17 protein-coding genes and 4 pseudogenes are annotated in these 16,603 nt (G+C 59.5%); 10 read left to right on the forward strand and 11 right to left on the reverse strand.

Annotated features, from left to right (window positions below):
* The first annotated feature begins 53 nt into the window (after positions 1 to 53).
* The 7 genes from ASD00_RS18070 to ASD00_RS18100 all read left to right on the forward strand — a co-directional run bounded on the left by ASD00_RS18070 (position 54) and on the right by ASD00_RS18100 (position 5,630).
* Complete coding sequence (locus ASD00_RS18070; RefSeq protein ID WP_057207888.1) at positions 54 to 917, forward strand: ABC transporter substrate-binding protein; 864 nt, start codon at positions 54 to 56, stop codon at positions 915 to 917.
* Between the two features lie 15 nt (positions 918 to 932).
* Positions 933 to 1,781, forward strand: coding sequence for an amino acid ABC transporter permease (locus ASD00_RS18075; RefSeq protein ID WP_057207890.1), 849 nt, complete (start codon positions 933 to 935; stop codon positions 1,779 to 1,781).
* The gene (locus ASD00_RS18080; RefSeq protein WP_057207892.1) at positions 1,778 to 2,569 is read left to right on the forward strand and encodes an amino acid ABC transporter ATP-binding protein; all 792 of its coding nucleotides are present in this window, start codon (positions 1,778 to 1,780) and stop codon (positions 2,567 to 2,569) included. Before ASD00_RS18075 ends, ASD00_RS18080 begins: the two co-directional genes overlap by 4 nt.
* Before the next feature lie 117 nt (positions 2,570 to 2,686).
* Entirely contained in the window at positions 2,687 to 3,124 is a 438-nt protein-coding gene (locus ASD00_RS18085; RefSeq protein ID WP_057207894.1) for a VOC family protein, read from the forward strand.
* The gene (locus ASD00_RS18090; protein WP_057207896.1) at positions 3,121 to 4,062 is read left to right on the forward strand and encodes a DMT family transporter; all 942 of its coding nucleotides are present in this window, start codon (positions 3,121 to 3,123) and stop codon (positions 4,060 to 4,062) included. Before ASD00_RS18085 ends, ASD00_RS18090 begins: the two co-directional genes overlap by 4 nt.
* On the forward strand, positions 4,059 to 4,868 hold the full coding sequence (gene proC, locus ASD00_RS18095; protein ID WP_057207898.1) for a pyrroline-5-carboxylate reductase: 810 nt from the start codon (positions 4,059 to 4,061) through the stop codon (positions 4,866 to 4,868). Before ASD00_RS18090 ends, proC begins: the two co-directional genes overlap by 4 nt.
* 111 nt (positions 4,869 to 4,979) lie before the next feature.
* Positions 4,980 to 5,630, forward strand: a complete 651-nt coding sequence (locus ASD00_RS18100; RefSeq protein ID WP_057207900.1) for a GntR family transcriptional regulator — start codon at positions 4,980 to 4,982, stop codon at positions 5,628 to 5,630.
* A gap of 124 nt (positions 5,631 to 5,754) precedes the next feature.
* Here the strand turns inward: ASD00_RS18100 and ASD00_RS18105 are convergent, their stop codons facing one another.
* The 5 genes and pseudogenes from ASD00_RS18105 to ASD00_RS18130 form a co-directional block, all read right to left on the reverse strand.
* Positions 5,755 to 6,111 (reverse strand): type II toxin-antitoxin system HicB family antitoxin, encoded by a 357-nt coding sequence (locus ASD00_RS18105; RefSeq protein ID WP_057207902.1) that lies wholly within the window; start codon positions 6,109 to 6,111, stop codon positions 5,755 to 5,757.
* Positions 6,108 to 6,284: pseudogene (locus tag ASD00_RS42500) on the reverse strand (type II toxin-antitoxin system HicA family toxin); the annotation flags it as partial. The gene ASD00_RS18105 and the pseudogene ASD00_RS42500, both read right to left, overlap by 4 nt.
* A 192-nt stretch (positions 6,285 to 6,476) precedes the next feature.
* Positions 6,477 to 6,778 (reverse strand): annotated as a pseudogene (locus ASD00_RS18115) (type II toxin-antitoxin system HicB family antitoxin); the annotation flags it as partial.
* Positions 6,779 to 7,014: 236 nt separating this feature from the next.
* A complete protein-coding gene (locus ASD00_RS18120) occupies positions 7,015 to 7,440 on the reverse strand; it encodes a plastocyanin/azurin family copper-binding protein (RefSeq protein ID WP_057207904.1) in 426 nt (141 codons plus the stop codon).
* Between the two features lie 653 nt (positions 7,441 to 8,093).
* A complete protein-coding gene (locus ASD00_RS18130; protein ID WP_057207939.1) occupies positions 8,094 to 8,615 on the reverse strand; it encodes a universal stress protein in 522 nt (173 codons plus the stop codon).
* A gap of 594 nt (positions 8,616 to 9,209) precedes the next feature.
* Between ASD00_RS18130 and ASD00_RS41775 the strand changes: the two are divergent.
* Positions 9,210 to 9,293: pseudogene (locus ASD00_RS41775) on the forward strand (transcriptional regulator); the annotation flags it as partial.
* A 192-nt stretch (positions 9,294 to 9,485) separates the two neighbouring features.
* Complete coding sequence (locus ASD00_RS18140) at positions 9,486 to 9,848, forward strand: EF-hand domain-containing protein (RefSeq protein WP_025430782.1); 363 nt, start codon at positions 9,486 to 9,488, stop codon at positions 9,846 to 9,848.
* A 350-nt stretch (positions 9,849 to 10,198) separates the two neighbouring features.
* Here ASD00_RS18140 and ASD00_RS18145 read toward each other — a convergent pair whose 3' ends face one another.
* The 6 genes from ASD00_RS18145 to ASD00_RS18170 form a co-directional block, all read right to left on the reverse strand.
* Positions 10,199 to 10,684: an adenosine-specific kinase gene (locus ASD00_RS18145; RefSeq protein WP_057207912.1), complete on the reverse strand. Its 486-nt coding sequence runs from the start codon at positions 10,682 to 10,684 to the stop codon at positions 10,199 to 10,201.
* 299 nt (positions 10,685 to 10,983) lie between these two features.
* Complete coding sequence (locus ASD00_RS40135) at positions 10,984 to 11,166, reverse strand: hypothetical protein (RefSeq protein ID WP_156408098.1); 183 nt, start codon at positions 11,164 to 11,166, stop codon at positions 10,984 to 10,986.
* A gap of 260 nt (positions 11,167 to 11,426) precedes the next feature.
* A complete protein-coding gene (locus tag ASD00_RS40140) occupies positions 11,427 to 11,639 on the reverse strand; it encodes a hypothetical protein (protein WP_057207916.1) in 213 nt (70 codons plus the stop codon).
* A 138-nt stretch (positions 11,640 to 11,777) separates the two neighbouring features.
* On the reverse strand, positions 11,778 to 13,664 hold the full coding sequence (locus tag ASD00_RS18160) for a heavy metal translocating P-type ATPase (protein ID WP_057207918.1): 1,887 nt from the start codon (positions 13,662 to 13,664) through the stop codon (positions 11,778 to 11,780).
* Between the two features lie 290 nt (positions 13,665 to 13,954).
* On the reverse strand, positions 13,955 to 14,578 hold the full coding sequence (locus tag ASD00_RS18165; protein WP_057207919.1) for a hypothetical protein: 624 nt from the start codon (positions 14,576 to 14,578) through the stop codon (positions 13,955 to 13,957).
* A gap of 339 nt (positions 14,579 to 14,917) precedes the next feature.
* On the reverse strand, positions 14,918 to 16,078 hold the full coding sequence (locus ASD00_RS18170; protein ID WP_057207922.1) for an MFS transporter: 1,161 nt from the start codon (positions 16,076 to 16,078) through the stop codon (positions 14,918 to 14,920).
* Positions 16,079 to 16,379: 301 nt separating this feature from the next.
* Between ASD00_RS18170 and ASD00_RS40145 the strand changes: the two are divergent.
* Positions 16,380 to 16,603 (forward strand): annotated as a pseudogene (locus ASD00_RS40145) (hypothetical protein); the annotation flags it as partial.

Genomic DNA, 16,603 nt, shown 5'->3' on the forward strand with positions numbered 1-16,603 from the left:
GCCGCCTTTCCATGCGGACTGCAAACAAGATCAACAATGACAGGGGTAACGCAATGAAACATGGGATCATCCGCACGTTTGTACTGGCGGCTGCGATGACGGCGGTCGTCGCCGGCGCCGCGCAGGCCGGGGCGGGGGCGAAGCTCGTGCCCGAGGCCGTTCGCCAGGCAGGCAAGATCACTGTAGGATCGCAGCAGACCTTTCCGCCGATCGAATTCCGTGAGCCGGGCGCAAGCGAGGTGACGGGCGCTAGCTCCGATCTCCTGCACGAGATCGCCAAGCGTCTCGAGCTGAAGCTCGAGTATGTGCAGGCCGAGTATGCGGCCCTCATTCCCGGTATCGAAGCCAAGCGCTTCGACGTCGCCTCCGGCGGAATCAGTGACACCGAAGAGCGCGAGCAGAAGCTCGATTTCGTGAACTACATGTTGTCCGGCGGCTCGGCCATGGTGCGCACCGAGGATGCGGACAAGTACAAGACCATCGCGGATTTCTGCGGCAAGTCCGTCGCTACACTGCTCGGCAGCCGCGTCATCATGGCGAAGGTCGAGGAGGCATCCGCCGCCTGCACGGCCAAGGGTGAGGCGGAAATCCGCGCCGAGCAACTTCCCTCGGCACCCGATGCCCGCATGCAGCTCGACCTCAAGCGTGTCGATGCCTATCTCGGTGACTTTCCCGCACTCGTCTACATGAGTGGTCAGTTCCCGGGCAAATACTCCATCGTCGGCGGTAACTACATGCTGACCTACATCACCTCCTGGGGTTTTTCCAAGGACAACACCGGCCTTCGTGATGCGGTGAAGCTGACGCTACAGGAAATGCTGGCTGACGGCGGCTACAAGAGCATCATGGACAAGTGGGGTGTTGGCGGCGCCCTGCTGCCGGAAATTACCGTCAACCTGCCGGCCAGCAAGCGCTGACGGGGAGGAAGGGTCATGGCCATGACGAACCGTCTTTCTGCCTCGGAGCTCCCGATCGTGCATCGACGCCGCTGGGGAGCCTGGCTCCTCGGCGCCGTCGCGCTGGCGCTGGTGGTGACGATCGTTCATGCGGCTATCCGCGCGCGGATCGTCAACCTCGGCGTCTTCGCCGACTACATCTTCGATCCGCTCATCGTCATGGGGGCGGTCAACGCCCTCATGCTCGGCACGCTGGCACTGTTCATCGCCACTGCGATCGGGTTCGTGGCCGCGCTGATGCGGGTGAGCGGCAACCCCATCCTGGTCGCGATCTCCTCGACCTATGTCTATCTCTTCCGCGGCACGCCGATGCTGATCCAGCTCATCTTCTGGTTCAACGCGGTGCCGATCATGTTCCCCTCGATCACCATCGGCCTGCCCTTCATGGCCGAACCGCTATACTCGACGCCGACGACCTCACTCGTGACGCCCTTCCTTGCCGCGCTCGCCGGCCTCAGCCTTGCGGAAGGCGCTTACATGAGCGAGATCATTCGCGCCGGCATCCTTGCGGTCGACAAGGGCCAGCGGGCGGCGGCGACCGCGCTCGGCATGACCCAGCCTCAGGTGCTGGCGCAGGTCGTTATTCCGCAGGCCAGCCGCATAATCATCCCGGCGGCGGGCAACCAGTACATCATGCTCTTGAAATCGTCGTCGCTTGCCTCGGCCATTGGCTATCTCGAACTCTTGCGCGTGGCGACAGACATCTATTCGTCGAACTTCCAGGTCGTCGAGCTGCTGGCCGTCGCGGCCTTCTGGTATCTCGTCATGACCGCCTTCGCGACAGCGATCCAGACCGTCCTCGAAAAGGTTTTCCCGCAAAGATGAGCATCGCACCCGAACATTCCCACGCCGTTTCCGTGGTTGGCGTCTCCAAAAAATGGGGAACCGTCTCGGCCTTCACCGATGTCAGCTTCGACGTGCCGCAGGGCGAGGTCGTGGCGCTGCTCGGTCCCTCAGGCGCCGGCAAGTCCACGCTGCTGCGCTGCGTCAACCATCTGGAAACCATCTCCGCCGGCCGCATCTACGTGCACGGCGATCTGATCGGCTACCGGCTGGGCGATCAGGCGCTTTACGAACTGTCCGACGCGGAGATCAGCCGCCAGCGGCAGAAGATCGGCATGGTGTTCCAGCACTTCAACCTGTTCAAGCACATGACGGCGCTCCAGAATGTCATGAGCGGACCAGTCCATGTGCTAAAACGGCCGAAGGCAGAAGTGGGCAAGCTGGCGATGGACCTGCTCGCCAAGGTCGGGCTTAAGGCCAAGGCGGATGCCTACCCCTCGGAGCTATCCGGCGGCCAGCAACAGCGGGTCGCCATCGCTCGGGCTCTTGCCATGCAGCCGCGCGTTCTGCTGCTCGACGAGCCGACCTCCGCGCTCGACCCGGAACTCGCTCAGGAAGTCGTCGAGACGATCCGCAAGCTGGCGGAGGAGGGCCAGACGATGCTGATCGCTACCCACGACATGGCCATCGCGCGCGAGGTGGCCGACCGGGTGATCTTCATGGAGGGCGGGCGTCTCGCCGAAGACGCGCCGTCCAGCGAATTCTTCACCGCACCGAAGAGTGACCGTGCCCGGCAATTCCTGGCGCGACTCCTGCCTGCGGTGCACTAGGGCAATTCTGGACGTAAAACCAAAGCACTGCCGGTCCGACCTCACCATTCCCCGATCCGCCTGCGCGATTTCCGCGCCGGCGAAGCCTTGTCCGCATTCCGAAATAAGGAGCCCGCCATGACCGGAATCTTCCAGCACCTGCATCACGTTTGCATCCTCGTCCACGACCTGGAGAAGACGGTTTTCTATTACGAAAGCCTCGGCGTCGGTCCTTGGTTCGACTATCCGAAGAAGGGCACCTATGTCGAACTGGAGGTGCCCAACAAAGCGGCTTCGGATGCCATGCGCTACAAATGCTGCGACCTCGACAATGTGCAGCTCCAGCTCTGCCAGCCCGGTGAGCTGGACTCCCCACAAAAGCGGTTCCTCGATGAGCGCGGAGAGGGCGTCTACCATCTGGGCTTCGAAGTCGCCGACCGGGACGCGGCGGAGGCAAACGGCCGCGCGCTTGGGCTTGGCGTGATTGCCCGCGGGAAAAAGACCGATGGATCGGGCTTTTGCTATTTCGACACGCGGGAGAAGGCGGGCACCGTGCTCGAAATCCGAAAATCGTGAGACAGGCGATAGCGCGCATCTTTTCCATCGCGGGCCCCGAAGTCGCTTTGCGCGCGCTATTCCGCGGGCGCGAGAGCGTCGTGCTGTGCCTGACCGCCATGTTTCTATTTGCGGCATCAGACGTCATCGCCAAGCATCTATCGATGACCTTTCATCCCTTGCAGATTGCTTGGTTCCGCTATGCGGTGGCGCTCTTTTTTCTTGCAGCGATTTGCCTGCGCTTCGGCAGACCGACGCGAAGTGTGTTTGCGTCAGCACAACTCGTTCGCGGCCTCGGCATGGCCGGTGCAACGATCTTGCTGGTGGCGGCCCTGCGCCTGCAGCCGATGGCCGAAGCGACGGCGCTTGTCTTCATTTCCCCGTGCCTGGTCACACTGCTTTGCGTACTGATACTCAAGGAGAGAGTGCATGTCTGGCAGTGGGTTGGCCTTATTGGCGGTTTGCTGGGAGTTCTGGTCATCCTGCGTCCCGGATTTGCCGGCTACAATCCCGCGGCGCTTTTCTCTATCGCCTCCGCCGCCTGCTGGGCGACGGCCCTGGTCATGACGCGAAGGGCGGTAGTCGCCGACAGCCTGACGACGACACTTGCCTATTCCGCCCTGACGGGTTTTGTGCTTTTGACTGGCACGCTGCCCTTCGTCCTCCATACCATGACGACCGTTGATATCGCCCTTTCGGTCGCGATGGCGTGTCTGTGGCTGGCGGCGCACGTCTCCATTGCCTTCGCCTATCGCCGACCCGAGGTACACGTCTCTCGGTTGGCGCCGATTTCCTACACCCACGTCCTCTGGGCCGTCAGTTTCGGCTACCTCGTCTTCGGCGCGATACCAGACGGCATGACGATCATTGGTGCAGGGCTGATCATCGCCAGCGGCCTGGTGGCGCACAAAGCGCAGGACAAGCCGCTCGTAACCCCATCGGAAAGGACTTTGTCATGACGCAGGTTCTGCTTATCGGTGCGGGCAATATGGGGTTCGCCATGCTGCGAACCTGGATCGGGATGGAGGGCCATCGTTTCGCGGTCGTCGAAGTCAATGAGAGCTTGCGGCAGCGGGCGGAGAGCGTCGGCGCGCAAGCCTATGATGCCGTGTCCGACCTGCCGGTGGATTTAGCGGCAAATGTCGTGGTGATCGCGACCAAGCCGCAGGCGGTCGCCGATGCGGTTGCAGACAGCCGAGCCGTTCTCGGCCAAGACGGACTGCTAATGTCAGTCGCTGCCGGCATCACCATCGATGGCATGCGTCAATATGCGGGGGAGGGACCTGCCATTGTCCGCTGCATGCCGAATACGCCCGCGGCGATCGGCGAAGGCATGGTCGTCTGCTGCGCAAGCGCGAATGCGCGCTCGTCAGACCGCGCGCTCGCACTGAGCCTGCTTTCAGCCATTGGCCGCGTTGCGTTTATCGAAAACGAGAGCTTGATGGACGCGGTGACGGCAATGTCCGGTTCCGGACCGGCCTATGTCTTCCATCTGCTAGAAGCCTTTAGCGCGGCGGGCGTCGCGGCTGGCCTGCCAGAGGACCTCGCCATGACGTTGGCCAAGCAGACCGTCTTCGGCGCGGCGAAGCTGGCATTGGCGTCGGGTGCCGATCCAGCCGTCCTTCGTGAGCAGGTGACAAGCGCGCACGGCACGACGGCCGCCGCTCTCTCCGTGCTGATGAACCCGGAAGTCGGCTTGGCTGTTTTGTTTCGGCGCGCTGTCGAGGCGGCACGGCACCGCTCGTTGGAGCTCGGTGCCGAGTAAGTGTTTGAATTCCGTCGCTCGTTGCTCCATACACGAAATGATATATTTGCTCGCGCTGTGGCAGGCGGCCTCACCCAAAGCAGGCCTGGTGATTTGAAAGGAATTTAACCAATGGCTTCACGGAAGACTTCGGCGGGCGAATTCATCGCTTCGGATGTTCGCAATCGCCTTCGTAGCATGATCCTTGGGGCGGAACTGAAGCCGGGGCAGAGGCTGGTCGAAGATGATCTGTGCGAGCGGTTGAATGTCGGGCGCACGCCCGTGCGTGAAGCACTCCTCCTACTTCAGGGCGAGGGGTTCCTGAGCCGCGAACGCGGTTGGGTTGTCGAGACGATCGATCGAAGCCAGGTGCACGCTATCTTCGAAAGCCGCGCCGCCATCGAAGCGGCGACCGCGAGGCTCGCCGCACGCCATGCAGAGCCCGGCGAGCTCGAAGCGCTGGCGCTTCTGATCGAGGCCATGGAGCCCGCCGAATCCTTGACACGCGGCGAACTCAACACACTCAACACGCAATTCCACAAGCTCATCGTTACGGCGTCTAAGAACATGTTTCTCGGACAGTTCCATGAGCGCACCCAGTTCCATTATTGGATGCTGCGAGTACCCATCCTGTTTTCAGAAGCCGAAATTAAGGAAACCAACCTGCAGCATCGCCGCATTCTCGACGCGCTGGTCAAGGGTGATGAGGACGAGGCCGAACGCGCCGCTCGTGACCACGTCGAAGCGACGATGGCGATCGTGGAGCCCGCCATTCAACTCTAATCGGCTTGCGAAGCATCATCGGGGTTCCGGTTTTGTGCTCCCAAAGCCACATAATGTATCGACTGAATGCCAATCCATCGGACGATTGATGATGCGTGAACGGATCCACGATGGCGCAATGGCACTACGCCGATAGGCGTGCCTCCGCAAAGTGGTCGGCGGCTTCTTCCAGCACCTCTTCTGCCCATTGGTTGAGACTCTTTCCCGAAAGCTCGGCAGCAAGAGCTGCTCGGCGATGGACCTCCGGAGCGACCCGAAAAATCATCTTCCCAGAATAGGGCCGCTGAGGCTCTTTGCCGATTTTCTTGCAGGTGTCGAGATAGTCATCGACTGCCTCATGGAAGGCTTTCTTGAGTTCAGCGACGCTGTCACCGTGAAAGCCGATTACATCGGAAATACCTGCAATCTTGCCGAAAAACACTTCGTCGTCAGCGTCGAACTCGATGCGAGCGTGATACCCGTTGTAGGTCATGGTATTCATGGCGTTACTCCAATCTGCATCAGGAACTCGCGAGCATCGCGCACCTGATAACGCTTTGCTTCCTTGTCCGGATGAGGTCGATGGAAACTCGCAATGATGCCGTCTTTTTCAAACTTAACGCGGGAACCATTCCCCTCAATTACGTTCGCTCCGGCAGCCACAAGCAGGTTTTGCCGCCTGTCGATCAGCCCCGGCACCTTGATCGTCGATGCGATCAGGTTCTGCCGCGTCTGCACGAAGTCACGCACGAGTGCGCCGATCTCCTCGGCGGGCGTGGAGGCATCAAAGGCGAGATTATAGGTCACGGTTCCGGTGTTGGAGGCACCAAGCGCGCTGACAAGACGGAAGCCGACGCGCACCTGGTGGACGTCTTCTGGCAGGGTGATGTTTACGCGAACGGCTCTTTTGGCTTCCGCCTGACGCCAACTAGAATTTCAACACCGTCCTGGTTCTCCGCGTCTGCCACAACCGCCTCCAGTGTAGAAGGCTCGGGAATTGCTTCGCCGTCTTCGGCTAGCCCTTCAATGTGTAGAGACAAGGCTTCTTCGGCCATAGCTCGCGCATCGTCGAGGTCGGTTCCGGCGGTGATCAGGCCCGGAAAGTCGGGAAAGGACACGCCGTAATCGCTGTCGGCATCCTTATGGATCAATCCGATATAATTGCGCATGTTCATTACCTCAGCTTAAGTCCTGCTTGTTTCTCGATACTCTTCAATGTTCCGATCGGAATGTCGAGACGCTGGTCCGGTCCGCGTCCTTGCGCATTGTGACCACGGCATCGGAAGCGTCCCGCCTTCACGGAAAACCGAACTGACGGGCGATATGTTCGCGCCCGCGCGGTTTTCTCGGCCCATGCCCGTCGCCGTCTCGTTCCCGATATCGGCCCGAGGCTCTTGGGACCGTCCTATTTAGTCACCGTCAACATGGCGTGCATGCCGGCTTCATAATGGCTCTTGATGTTGCAGAGGAGTACGTAGGAGCCCGGCGCAAGTTTCGCTTTTAACTGACCATCGGCACCTGGCTTCAGCTCGGAAACTTCGCCCATGCTTTTGAGCTTCTTCTCGTCGACCCGCCCTTTGGCGGCATCAACCACAATTTGCTGATCGGCCGACTTCAGCTTCACAAGTACTACCTCATGTTCTTCCGTAATGGCGTCGTTGTGGACGAGAAATGTCGCCTCGCCGGCCTTGATCGTGGACTGGTCGAGAGTCAGGGTCATCGGACCACCAGCTTCGCCACCCTCTGTGACCTTGACGATGGTTGCGGCGAATGCAGGCGTTGCAAGACAGACAATGGCAAAGACGGCAAATGTGTTCTGGAGGTATCGCATGCGGAGTTCTCCTTTTTGAATGGGCAGCTTTGAGGTCTAGAGGGATGCTGAAAGGCACCGGAACCTAAGGGCCTGGTCCTGTCGGTTTCCTGTCATTCTGTCGAATTGCTGGGTACGGACTTCGAGCGCGTTGCGTACGCGTAGTCATCGCTAGGACGGGTAATGGGATCTCGAATTCACCAGCGTGCTCCGCCCAAGCAAACCGGCTATCGCCAGTGCGGCGGCCGAGAAAAGGATCGCTCACCTGGCGATCCGACGTCGAAAGCGCGGGTCACAGTCATTTGCGATGATGACGAAAGGCACCAGGACCTTAATCCGGCCACGCATCAGAAAATGCATGAAGAATATCTTTCGCGCGCCGAACTCTACCTCCGGCATCTCCGCGGCGAGCGACGATTGCGCAAACCATTGCACCGGCAAGAAGGCTAGACTCATCCCCAGAGCGGGGATTCTGCGGGGCGATCGGCCATTGACCCGCCGCCGGGGTTCGTCGGCATGAATCAGCGTAATATGAAACAACCTCGAGGGTCAGGTCCCGCAAATACGTCGTCATCGACCGGTCCAAACACGACTTCGACAGCACACTTCAAAGGTCTATACATCCGTAGGGCGATTTGTGTTGTCCACGGCTGATCTCACGCTGGCGGGTGAGTTCACCGCACTATCGTGACCGAGCAAAGCGCCTGTTGTGCGACCTTCTGCGAGACGCTTCCAAGCAGCATCCCGGCTAACCTTCCCAGCCCACGGCTGCCGACGACGATCATGTCTGCACCAATCTCGTTCGCTACGGCGAGAATGGTCTCAGCATAGTCGCCAGGTTCGACCCGCGTGTGCACGTCGTTGACGCCAAGAGTTCGTGCACGTTCCGCCGCATTCTCGACAATGCGTTCTCCGAGCACCGACCTCGTCTCGCCAATGCCGCCTTGCGAACTTTTGAATAAATCGTGCCTCGAGGAGAGGGCGCGCTCTTGCCCAGGCATCGTGATCGCCGAGACACGCCGCACCATATGCTCGGCTCGTGCAAGTTGGCTTGCTTCCTCGGCCCTCACGGCGTTCAATATGACGTGAAGGATAGTAACGCGCGCGCCCGGACCCCTTGCGATGTTGGCTGCCATCTCCACGGCCTTCCAAGCCGTATCGGAGCCGTCTGTTGCAACAAGAACGTGTTTGATCATCATCGTCCCTCCGGTTCAGCAAGTCTCCCACAACTGAGGCGGAATGTATTGATACTGGTCAAAGGACTGCAAGCGTACTTCGAAACCTGGGCTGACGTCGCGGCGAGCGCCAAGGCGCCGGATAATACGGACAGCGCGGCTGCGGCCACGCAGACTTGGCATCGGCATTCTTGATGCCGATCAATGTAGGCTCTCTGGTCGCGTTCCGGATCGATTTCCGCAAACTAGTTTTACGATACTTGCGACCGACAGCCGGGCATAATTTCTATTCTTCTGCACCAAAAAATCTCAGGCGAGCCTCAGCTTGGTACGCTGCGGGGGAGGGCGCAGGCGGCGGTGTCAGCACTGTGCTCCGTGTCGCGTGTGAGGTTGGAACCGCTTACGCTGTCCACAAAGTTATCGTTGTCCGTTCTCATTATAGCTCTCAACCTCACCATCGACGTTTCAAGCCTCGCTGAGCGCCCATTTATGGGCCGTCGTGTTCGATCGGGCCCCTTGATGCGCGCCATTGACGAACGGAATGCGATTAAACAGCCGAGCGCTATTGCGCCGAGAACTTCGAGGAGCGCTATCTTTCATAGGACGTCATTTAACACCTGTGACGACACCTTCTCGCTGGTGTCACTGGTGTCGGCCGGTCTTGGCATCGGCTTTGCGTCGGAGTGGAGGGGCGGTCTGCGAATTTTGATCCTTGAACCTGCGATCATGCCCATCGGATAAATGTCGTGCTCCAATTGACGTGGCGCAAGGAAACCGGTCCGCACTATTGGTAGTTTGTCGCATGTTCATACGACTGCACTTGAGCGCCAAAGCGCGGACGCAAACCCGTGCCTTGCCTCGGATCTCCTGCTTCTCGAAAGGAGAACGAACATGACTACAGCAAAACTTGCATATGTGGCGATTGGCGCCACGCTCCTAGCAAACAGCCCCACGCCATCCTTGGCTCAAACAGCCCCCGCCGAGAAACAAGATGCGCGGCCGGGTTACTCTGAGATGATGCCTGGCGAGATGATGGGGGGGAGGCAGCGCGGCATGATGGGTGGCATGCGCCAAAACATGATGCAAGGCCACATGATGAAGATCATGTTTGCCGTTGCCGATGTTGATGGCGACGGCGCCCTGTCGTTCGACGAAGTCACAACGATCCACAAGAGGATCTTCGAGACGGTCGATGCGAACAAGGACGGCAAGGTGACGCCCGAGGAGATGCAGGCCTTCATGCGCGATCAATGAGGCCTTGAAACCGGCTTTTTCGCCGGCATGCGGACCATAAAAAGGTCTGGAGAGCCGGTTCCGTCCGTTCGCAAACGTCCCCACACGCGGCTCCGCCGCGCCTGTGTAGCTGGCGCAATGCCTGCATCGTAGTGAAAACAATTGCTCACCGTTTGTCGTTGCGCTCAAAAAACGAGGGCCGTGGTGACAACCAGCCCCTTGTTTTTGCAATCGATAATACGGTTTCCAATATCGAGTTGGCATTCTGATGCAGGGTCGTAAATTGAACTTCATTCCCGGCGGTTTGTCGCCCTCCGCATCCGGCAGTCTCGAATTCCCTTGGCACCGCAGGCGCCGGCTTTGTCCAGCCACTACAGCTTGTAGCCGATCTTTCGGAGCAGGTCTTTCCGCCACGCGATGTCCGCATCGGTTTCGAAGCCCAGCGGTGAGGCGCCATCCACCACGCCGAGCACGCCGCGGCCCAGTTCAGTTTGCGCGACGATCACCTGTGTCGGGTTGGCAGTCGCACAATAGATGCGACAGACCTCTGGCACCGCACGCACCGCAGCCAGCACGTTGATGGGAAAGAATCCGTCGCCGAGGAAGATCAGGAAAGTGTGGCCGGCGCCAATGGCCAATGCGTTGTCACGTGCCAGGGCAAGCTCGGCTTCGTCATTACCCGACCAACGCACCAGCCGCTTACCGGAGGCCTCGCAGAAGGCCAGCCCGAAGCGGATGCCTGGAACCGCGCCCACCAATGCCTCGTGGAGATCTTCCACGGTCTTGATGAAATGCGACTGGCCAAAAATGAAGTTGGCGGCGTCCGGCTTGACGATGGGCACCACGGTGAGTTCCATGGCTGCGCTCCTTCAAGGTAGGCAACGCGATGGTAGGTAGGCCCACAGAAGGCGATTTCAAGCCATCACATGCGGCCAATTCGCCCTCCGCGCCGCCACCGGAGGGCCAGAGCGCGGCTCGCCTACCGTGACTTCGAAATGATCCGCGCGACGCAACGGTGGCTGGTGAGCTGGATCAGGCTGCCCGACGACGAGAATGTCGAGGTCGGCGTCGGCCCAGTCGGCTTCAGCATCGTTATCTGCGAGGAGCTTGCTACGTCCGCAATGACGAGGGTTCAGACCCGAGGTCCGGTATTGCACTACATGGCGCGCGAGGCGCGCGCCAGCAGGACACCGGTCAATGAACCTGCGAAACCGAGGTGGGCCAGATATTGCGTGATGACCGTGCTGTAAGTCAACATGCCGACAAGGCGACCGCGCGCTACCCAGGACGGACTAACCGATAGATCGACAGTCGCCGAGATGAGCAATGGCTGAGTCAATGTCGTCGCGCCGCGATATAGGAGCGAGTGAGCGAAAGGTTGGGCATTCGGGAATGGTGCGGTGCCGCCAGGAACGTTGCAAGGGTGGCCTCATCGAAGCGCTCAGCTTCGGCGATCTGTGCGAATGTTGGAACAGTGTCCGAACCTTGACGTTGCTCGGGTGCCACGACGTGACACCCGCTGCACCAGCGCTTCAAGCGGGTGGTCACTCGGCTATCAATCTATGACGCCACATCCAGAGAAACGCGCATTGATGCGCGTCAAAATGCGCGGCCCAAACCGATCTCAATCTCGTCGTTTGTCAACGAGCGATGCCACTTGCTTGAGGGATGTGCTTCCAATCGATTGATAGTGAACGTTTCGTGGAAATCAGCATCAGCAAACAACGCACGGTTCGCCGCGTCGCGCTGGTGGAGGTTGTTCGCAGACGGTGTCGGCCTTGCATGCATGGAATTTGTGATCACCAACTCCATCCAGATACACCCGATGGCGCTTGTCTATTTCGATCGGCTGCACGATAAGGGCCGGTGGTGGTCGGCGTGTGGTGATTAGGTTTGAGGAAAGACCGAAGCTCCATTGGCGGCCCTCGCTACCTTCTGGAAGATATGCACTTACGAATTTGCCGGGGCAGGCGAGGCCGATCCTTCGGTGGAGGAAATGTTTGACGGCCCACTCAAGGCTCGCAAAGCGTTAACGATCGCTGCGATGTCTATCCCTTCCTGCAAAAGGGCGCCGGCGACCGGAGTTATGTATCCAAAGGCCGCAAAGACCATCGCGATCCCCGACAAAGCCAGACCGACAACGATGCTTTGCAAGGCGATTCGCCTTGTACGCCGTGCGATCATGACAGCATGAGGTACGCGATCAATCCGATCGACCAGGATCACGACATCCGCAGCTTCTGACGAGGCGGTCGCCCCCCGGGCACCCAGGGCGATGCCAATATCAGCCGCAGCCAGTGCCGGCGCATCATTGATCCCGTCACCCACCATCATCGTCGGCTGGCGACGTTGTTCGGCCGCAACGGCTGCAAGCTTTTCGGCCGGACTACGATCGGCATAGACCTCGTCGATCCCAAGGGAAGATCCGACGATGCTGGCGGTCTCGGCGTCATCGCCGGTGACCATGATGATACGCGAAATGCCGGCTGCATGAAGCTGAGCCAATGCGGCCGGCGCCTCAAGGCGGATTGCGTCCGCCAAAACGAGGAATGCAGCGATCCGACCGTCCACGGACACATAGATTGCGAGTCCCGAACTGCCTTCCCTAGCTGATGCAACCGAACAGGCCCATGCCGGTACCTCTCCATCTGCAAGGACAAGGGCACGCGACCCGGCGCGCACATGCCTACCCTCGACAATGCCCTCCAATCCGGAGCCGCGAAACTCCCGGACATTTGTCGGCGATGACAGTGGCATTCCCTTCGCTCGCGCCAAGGCAACGATGGTCTCGGCCAGAACATGGTGTGAGGCCTGCTCGAGGGATGCGAGAAGGCGCAAGATTTCTTCGGCGTCGCTATTTGGCGCCGTTTCGAAGAAAGTTATGCGTGCCCCGCCTTCAGTCAATGTCCCCGTCTTGTCGAAAATGACAGTGCGGACAAGGGCAAGCGCCTCGAGCGCGGAGCTTCCCTTCATCAGGACGCCCGCGCGTGCGGCGCGCGAGACGCCGCCGATGAAGGCAACGGGTGCGGCGAGAATGAGCGGGCAGGGAGTGGCGACAACGAGCACGGCGAGTGCCCTGATGCGATCACCCGATAGCCACCACGCAAGACCTGCAACGAGAAGCGTCGCTGGCAAAAGCAGCAGGGCGAAACGATCGGCTATTCGGATGAACGGTGCCTTGGCGGTCTGTGCCTCTTCGACCATACGGACAATGCCGGCATAGGTGCTCTTACTGGCTGGGGCAGACGCTCGATAGTGGAAAGCCTCGCCGGCATTGACGGTGCCGCTTCTAAGGTGTTCACCCTTCCGCCGAATTTCCGGCAAAGGCTCGCCGGTCACGGCGGACTCGTCAAGCTTGGCCTGTTCATTAAGAAGGTGCCCGTCTACGGGCAACAGCTCGCCGGCTCTTACCAGCAAGTCATCACCTACGACGATCTCTCCAGCCGCAATGTCCGTTACTTCGCCCTCAGCGACCTTGTGGGCAATGCGGGGCGTTCGATCACGAAGCGACCTCAGGTCGCGTTCGGCTTTGCCGCGTGCGTAATCTTCCAGCAGGTTGCCGCCAGTATACATCATGGCGACCACCACACCCGCGAGTGGCTGCCCCATGGCGATCGAAGCTATCATCGCCACGAGCGCTATGGCGTCCACACCCATCCGTCCGACCAGGAAATCGCGCACAATCGTGATTGCGAGCGCTGCGACCACCGGAACTGTCGCGCCGCTCCAAATGAGGTCGGGTGCCAGCGGCCAGCCGAAGTATTTTACCAGTAAGCCGGCAAGCATGCCGGTTAGAGCGACCGCCAGAAATGCAAGGTGGAAGAAACCCGCTCTCATGCAATCCGCACCTCCCGCTGTCCATTCCGAGGCTCAGGCGATTGTGCCGCAATAGAGTACCGGCGCGGCAGCCCCCGGTTGACCGCTCGATGCCGAACAGCAGGCCAAGCGTCCCACCAAGCAGCAGGCTTCGAAGCAGTTGTTCAATGTACCATGAGAACCGGCACTGACGGGGTCTCGAGCATCGAGCGGGTTAACCCGCCAAAAAACCCGCTCGCGCATTCGCGAATGGCCATAGGCGCCCATCACCATCACCATCAGCTCTGCCGAGGCGTCCCGCGCGTATCGGTTCAGCACTTCGTCAATGCTGCGTCCCTCGCTTGGCACCGCTCGACGGCGACCGAGACGCCATGGCGAACAAGGTATGCCGCGATGTCGGCGCCGGGTTCTTCGCCATTGCGACCGTAGCTGGCGCGGGGATCCACCATCGTGACCTGCACGTCATCTGCGCCTGCCAGAATGCCCATTGCCTCGCGGGCCGCCCGAGCCGCCTCGAAACCCGAATCCCAAGCCAGCACGACTTTTTTCGGAGTAAGTGTCGCGGTTTTGCCTCTGGGCACGATCAGTATCGGACGTGCGGAACGAAACAACGCTCCATCGAGCGTGCGGGAGCGTAGTTCCGGATCGGCCATCAGCCCATCGCCGACAAGCGTGAGATCGCAATAGCGCCCCCTCTCTCCGATTTCGTCGTCTGCCCAGGCAATTTCTGCGTACATCGTGGCGACGTCGAAGGATATTCCCGTCTGATCCAGGATCGCTTTTGCCTTTTCCACACATGTCTCCAGCCTGACGATATCGCGCTGCCTTTCATCGAGCCAATCGACGGACACACCAGCTGCATATTCGCCAATTGGCGGAGGTGACGCGAGTTTGACAATCAACAGTGAAAGAATGCTTCTCCCGCGCTCGATCATTCTGGCTCCGGGTCTTGGTGCGCAAGGCGGTGACGTCAGCAGCATACATGCCCTTCGTGGAACACAGCAGGGCGATCTTTTAGTTCCGGTTTCGAGCGGTCCCACTCGCGCCGAACATCGAGGCATTTCTATCGCGGTCTATCGAGCGGCGTAAGCAACAAGCTCGCCACGCTGAATGAAGCAACACACCACCCCCATCAAGCGGGAGCCGCCGACGTGGAAAGCTACCCACGCGGGCACGATTCCCATGATGAAGAAAGAAGCCGAAGAAAATGTGATGAAAAGCGCTCACAGGAGTTCGTGCGACTTTAACGCCGAACTCTTGCAACGTAACAAGCTTTAGGATCCTTGCAGCCGCAAAAACCGCCGGTCGACCATGGTCAGGGCAAGTGAAGCTGCCAAACTGATACCGAGAACGATCATGGCGCTAGCGGTGCCAGCCACTTCCAGCTGCGTTGCCGCGATGGGCAAAACAACCAGGATAGCCAGATTGTTGAGGCTTTCAGAAACTGCCAGAACCTGACCTTTGTCAGCGTCGCTGCGGGTGGCGAGCATGGACGTGCTCGCTGGCGCGGCGAGGCCAAGCGCAAATCCCCAGATGACAAGACAGACAAGCCCTCCTGTTAAGGGAAGGGGCGCGAGCATGAATGTGCTGACCGCCAAAATAAGAAGTGCGAGGGCTACAACGAGCGTCACGTCGTCTTTTCGGCAAAGGCGGCTGACGGGGCCGATGCCGAGATTACCAATTGCAAGCCCGAGGCCGAACGCCGACACCGAAACTCCGACTGCGCCAACACTTAGGCCGTGACGTAATCGAAGCACTTCGCCGGCAAGAAGGAAACCAGCCACTGCCGTTCCGTTCCATAGACCTTTTGCAAACAGCGGACGAGTGATACTTCCTCGAACAATCCAGGCAAGCCGCTTCGGCTTTTTTGCTGGACGGCGGGACGGTTGAGAGGGGATCACACGCTGCGCGATGATGAAGGCCACTAGGCATCCAGTCGCGGTAACATGAAAGGGTGCGCGCCAGTCGAAGGCGTCCGTCAGGATGCCGGCAAACACCGGACCAGCTACTATTCCGAAGGTCATGCCGATCATGACGACTCCCATGGCGGCAGATTGCCGGCGAGCCGGGACGATATCAGACACCAACGCGAAGGCTGTCGGAATGAGCGCCGCCGATGCCACCCCCCCAAACATCCGCAGCGCGATGGCTGCGCCAAAACTTGGAGCAATCGTCAACGCTAGGCCATCAACTGCGAAAAGGACAAGGGAGACTAAAAGGAGACGGCGACGGTCCATGCGATCAGACAGAAATCCGAAGATTGGAGCCGCGATAGCATAGGACAACGCGTAACTGGACACGAGCCAGGATGCGTGTGCGGGCGTTATGTCGAAAGCCTGCGCGAGTGGCGCAAGCATGGCAGACAGCATGAACTCGGTCGCTCCGACGAAAAAGACGGCGAGAGCAAGAATATGCAAGAGAATTCGTGAGGGCACGAATATCCTCCATCAATGTCGTGTTGAGAGGTAACCGGCGCGCGAGTGTTTGCGGTCGCAAACATAGCACCGGAGCAAAGTCGAATGGGGGAATTTGGGGGGGCGACCGTACGCCCGCACGCAGGAAGAGCCTGCTATTGGTCTGCTTCTTATCTCAATGTGGATGAGAATGGAAGGCCACTCCGATGATAGAAGCTGTTGGACAGCCGTTACTCGAACCCCGCGTAGTGGCGAATATGCGACGCTCAATCTCGGCTACGGCCAATCTGCGGTTTCCTTCACACGGTCTGGATTTGAAGAAATGGATGAAGTCACACATGACGGCCACACCGAATTTCCAGACGATGGCGCAATCGAGATCGTGTTCGCTTACGACAATGGCGACGAGGCCGTTCTAAAGGCCAAACCAGGGACTTCTTCAACAGTCTGCTCTTATGTTCGTTTGCAAGCTTTTAGTCATAACTCTTTCCTTTCCGGCTTTGACGACGAAAGCATATGCGTGGAGCTGTTGAACAAGGCAGGAGA

The sequence above is a fragment of the Ensifer sp. Root31 genome (assembly GCF_001424825.1).
GTDB lineage: Bacteria > Pseudomonadota > Alphaproteobacteria > Rhizobiales > Rhizobiaceae > Ensifer > Ensifer canadensis.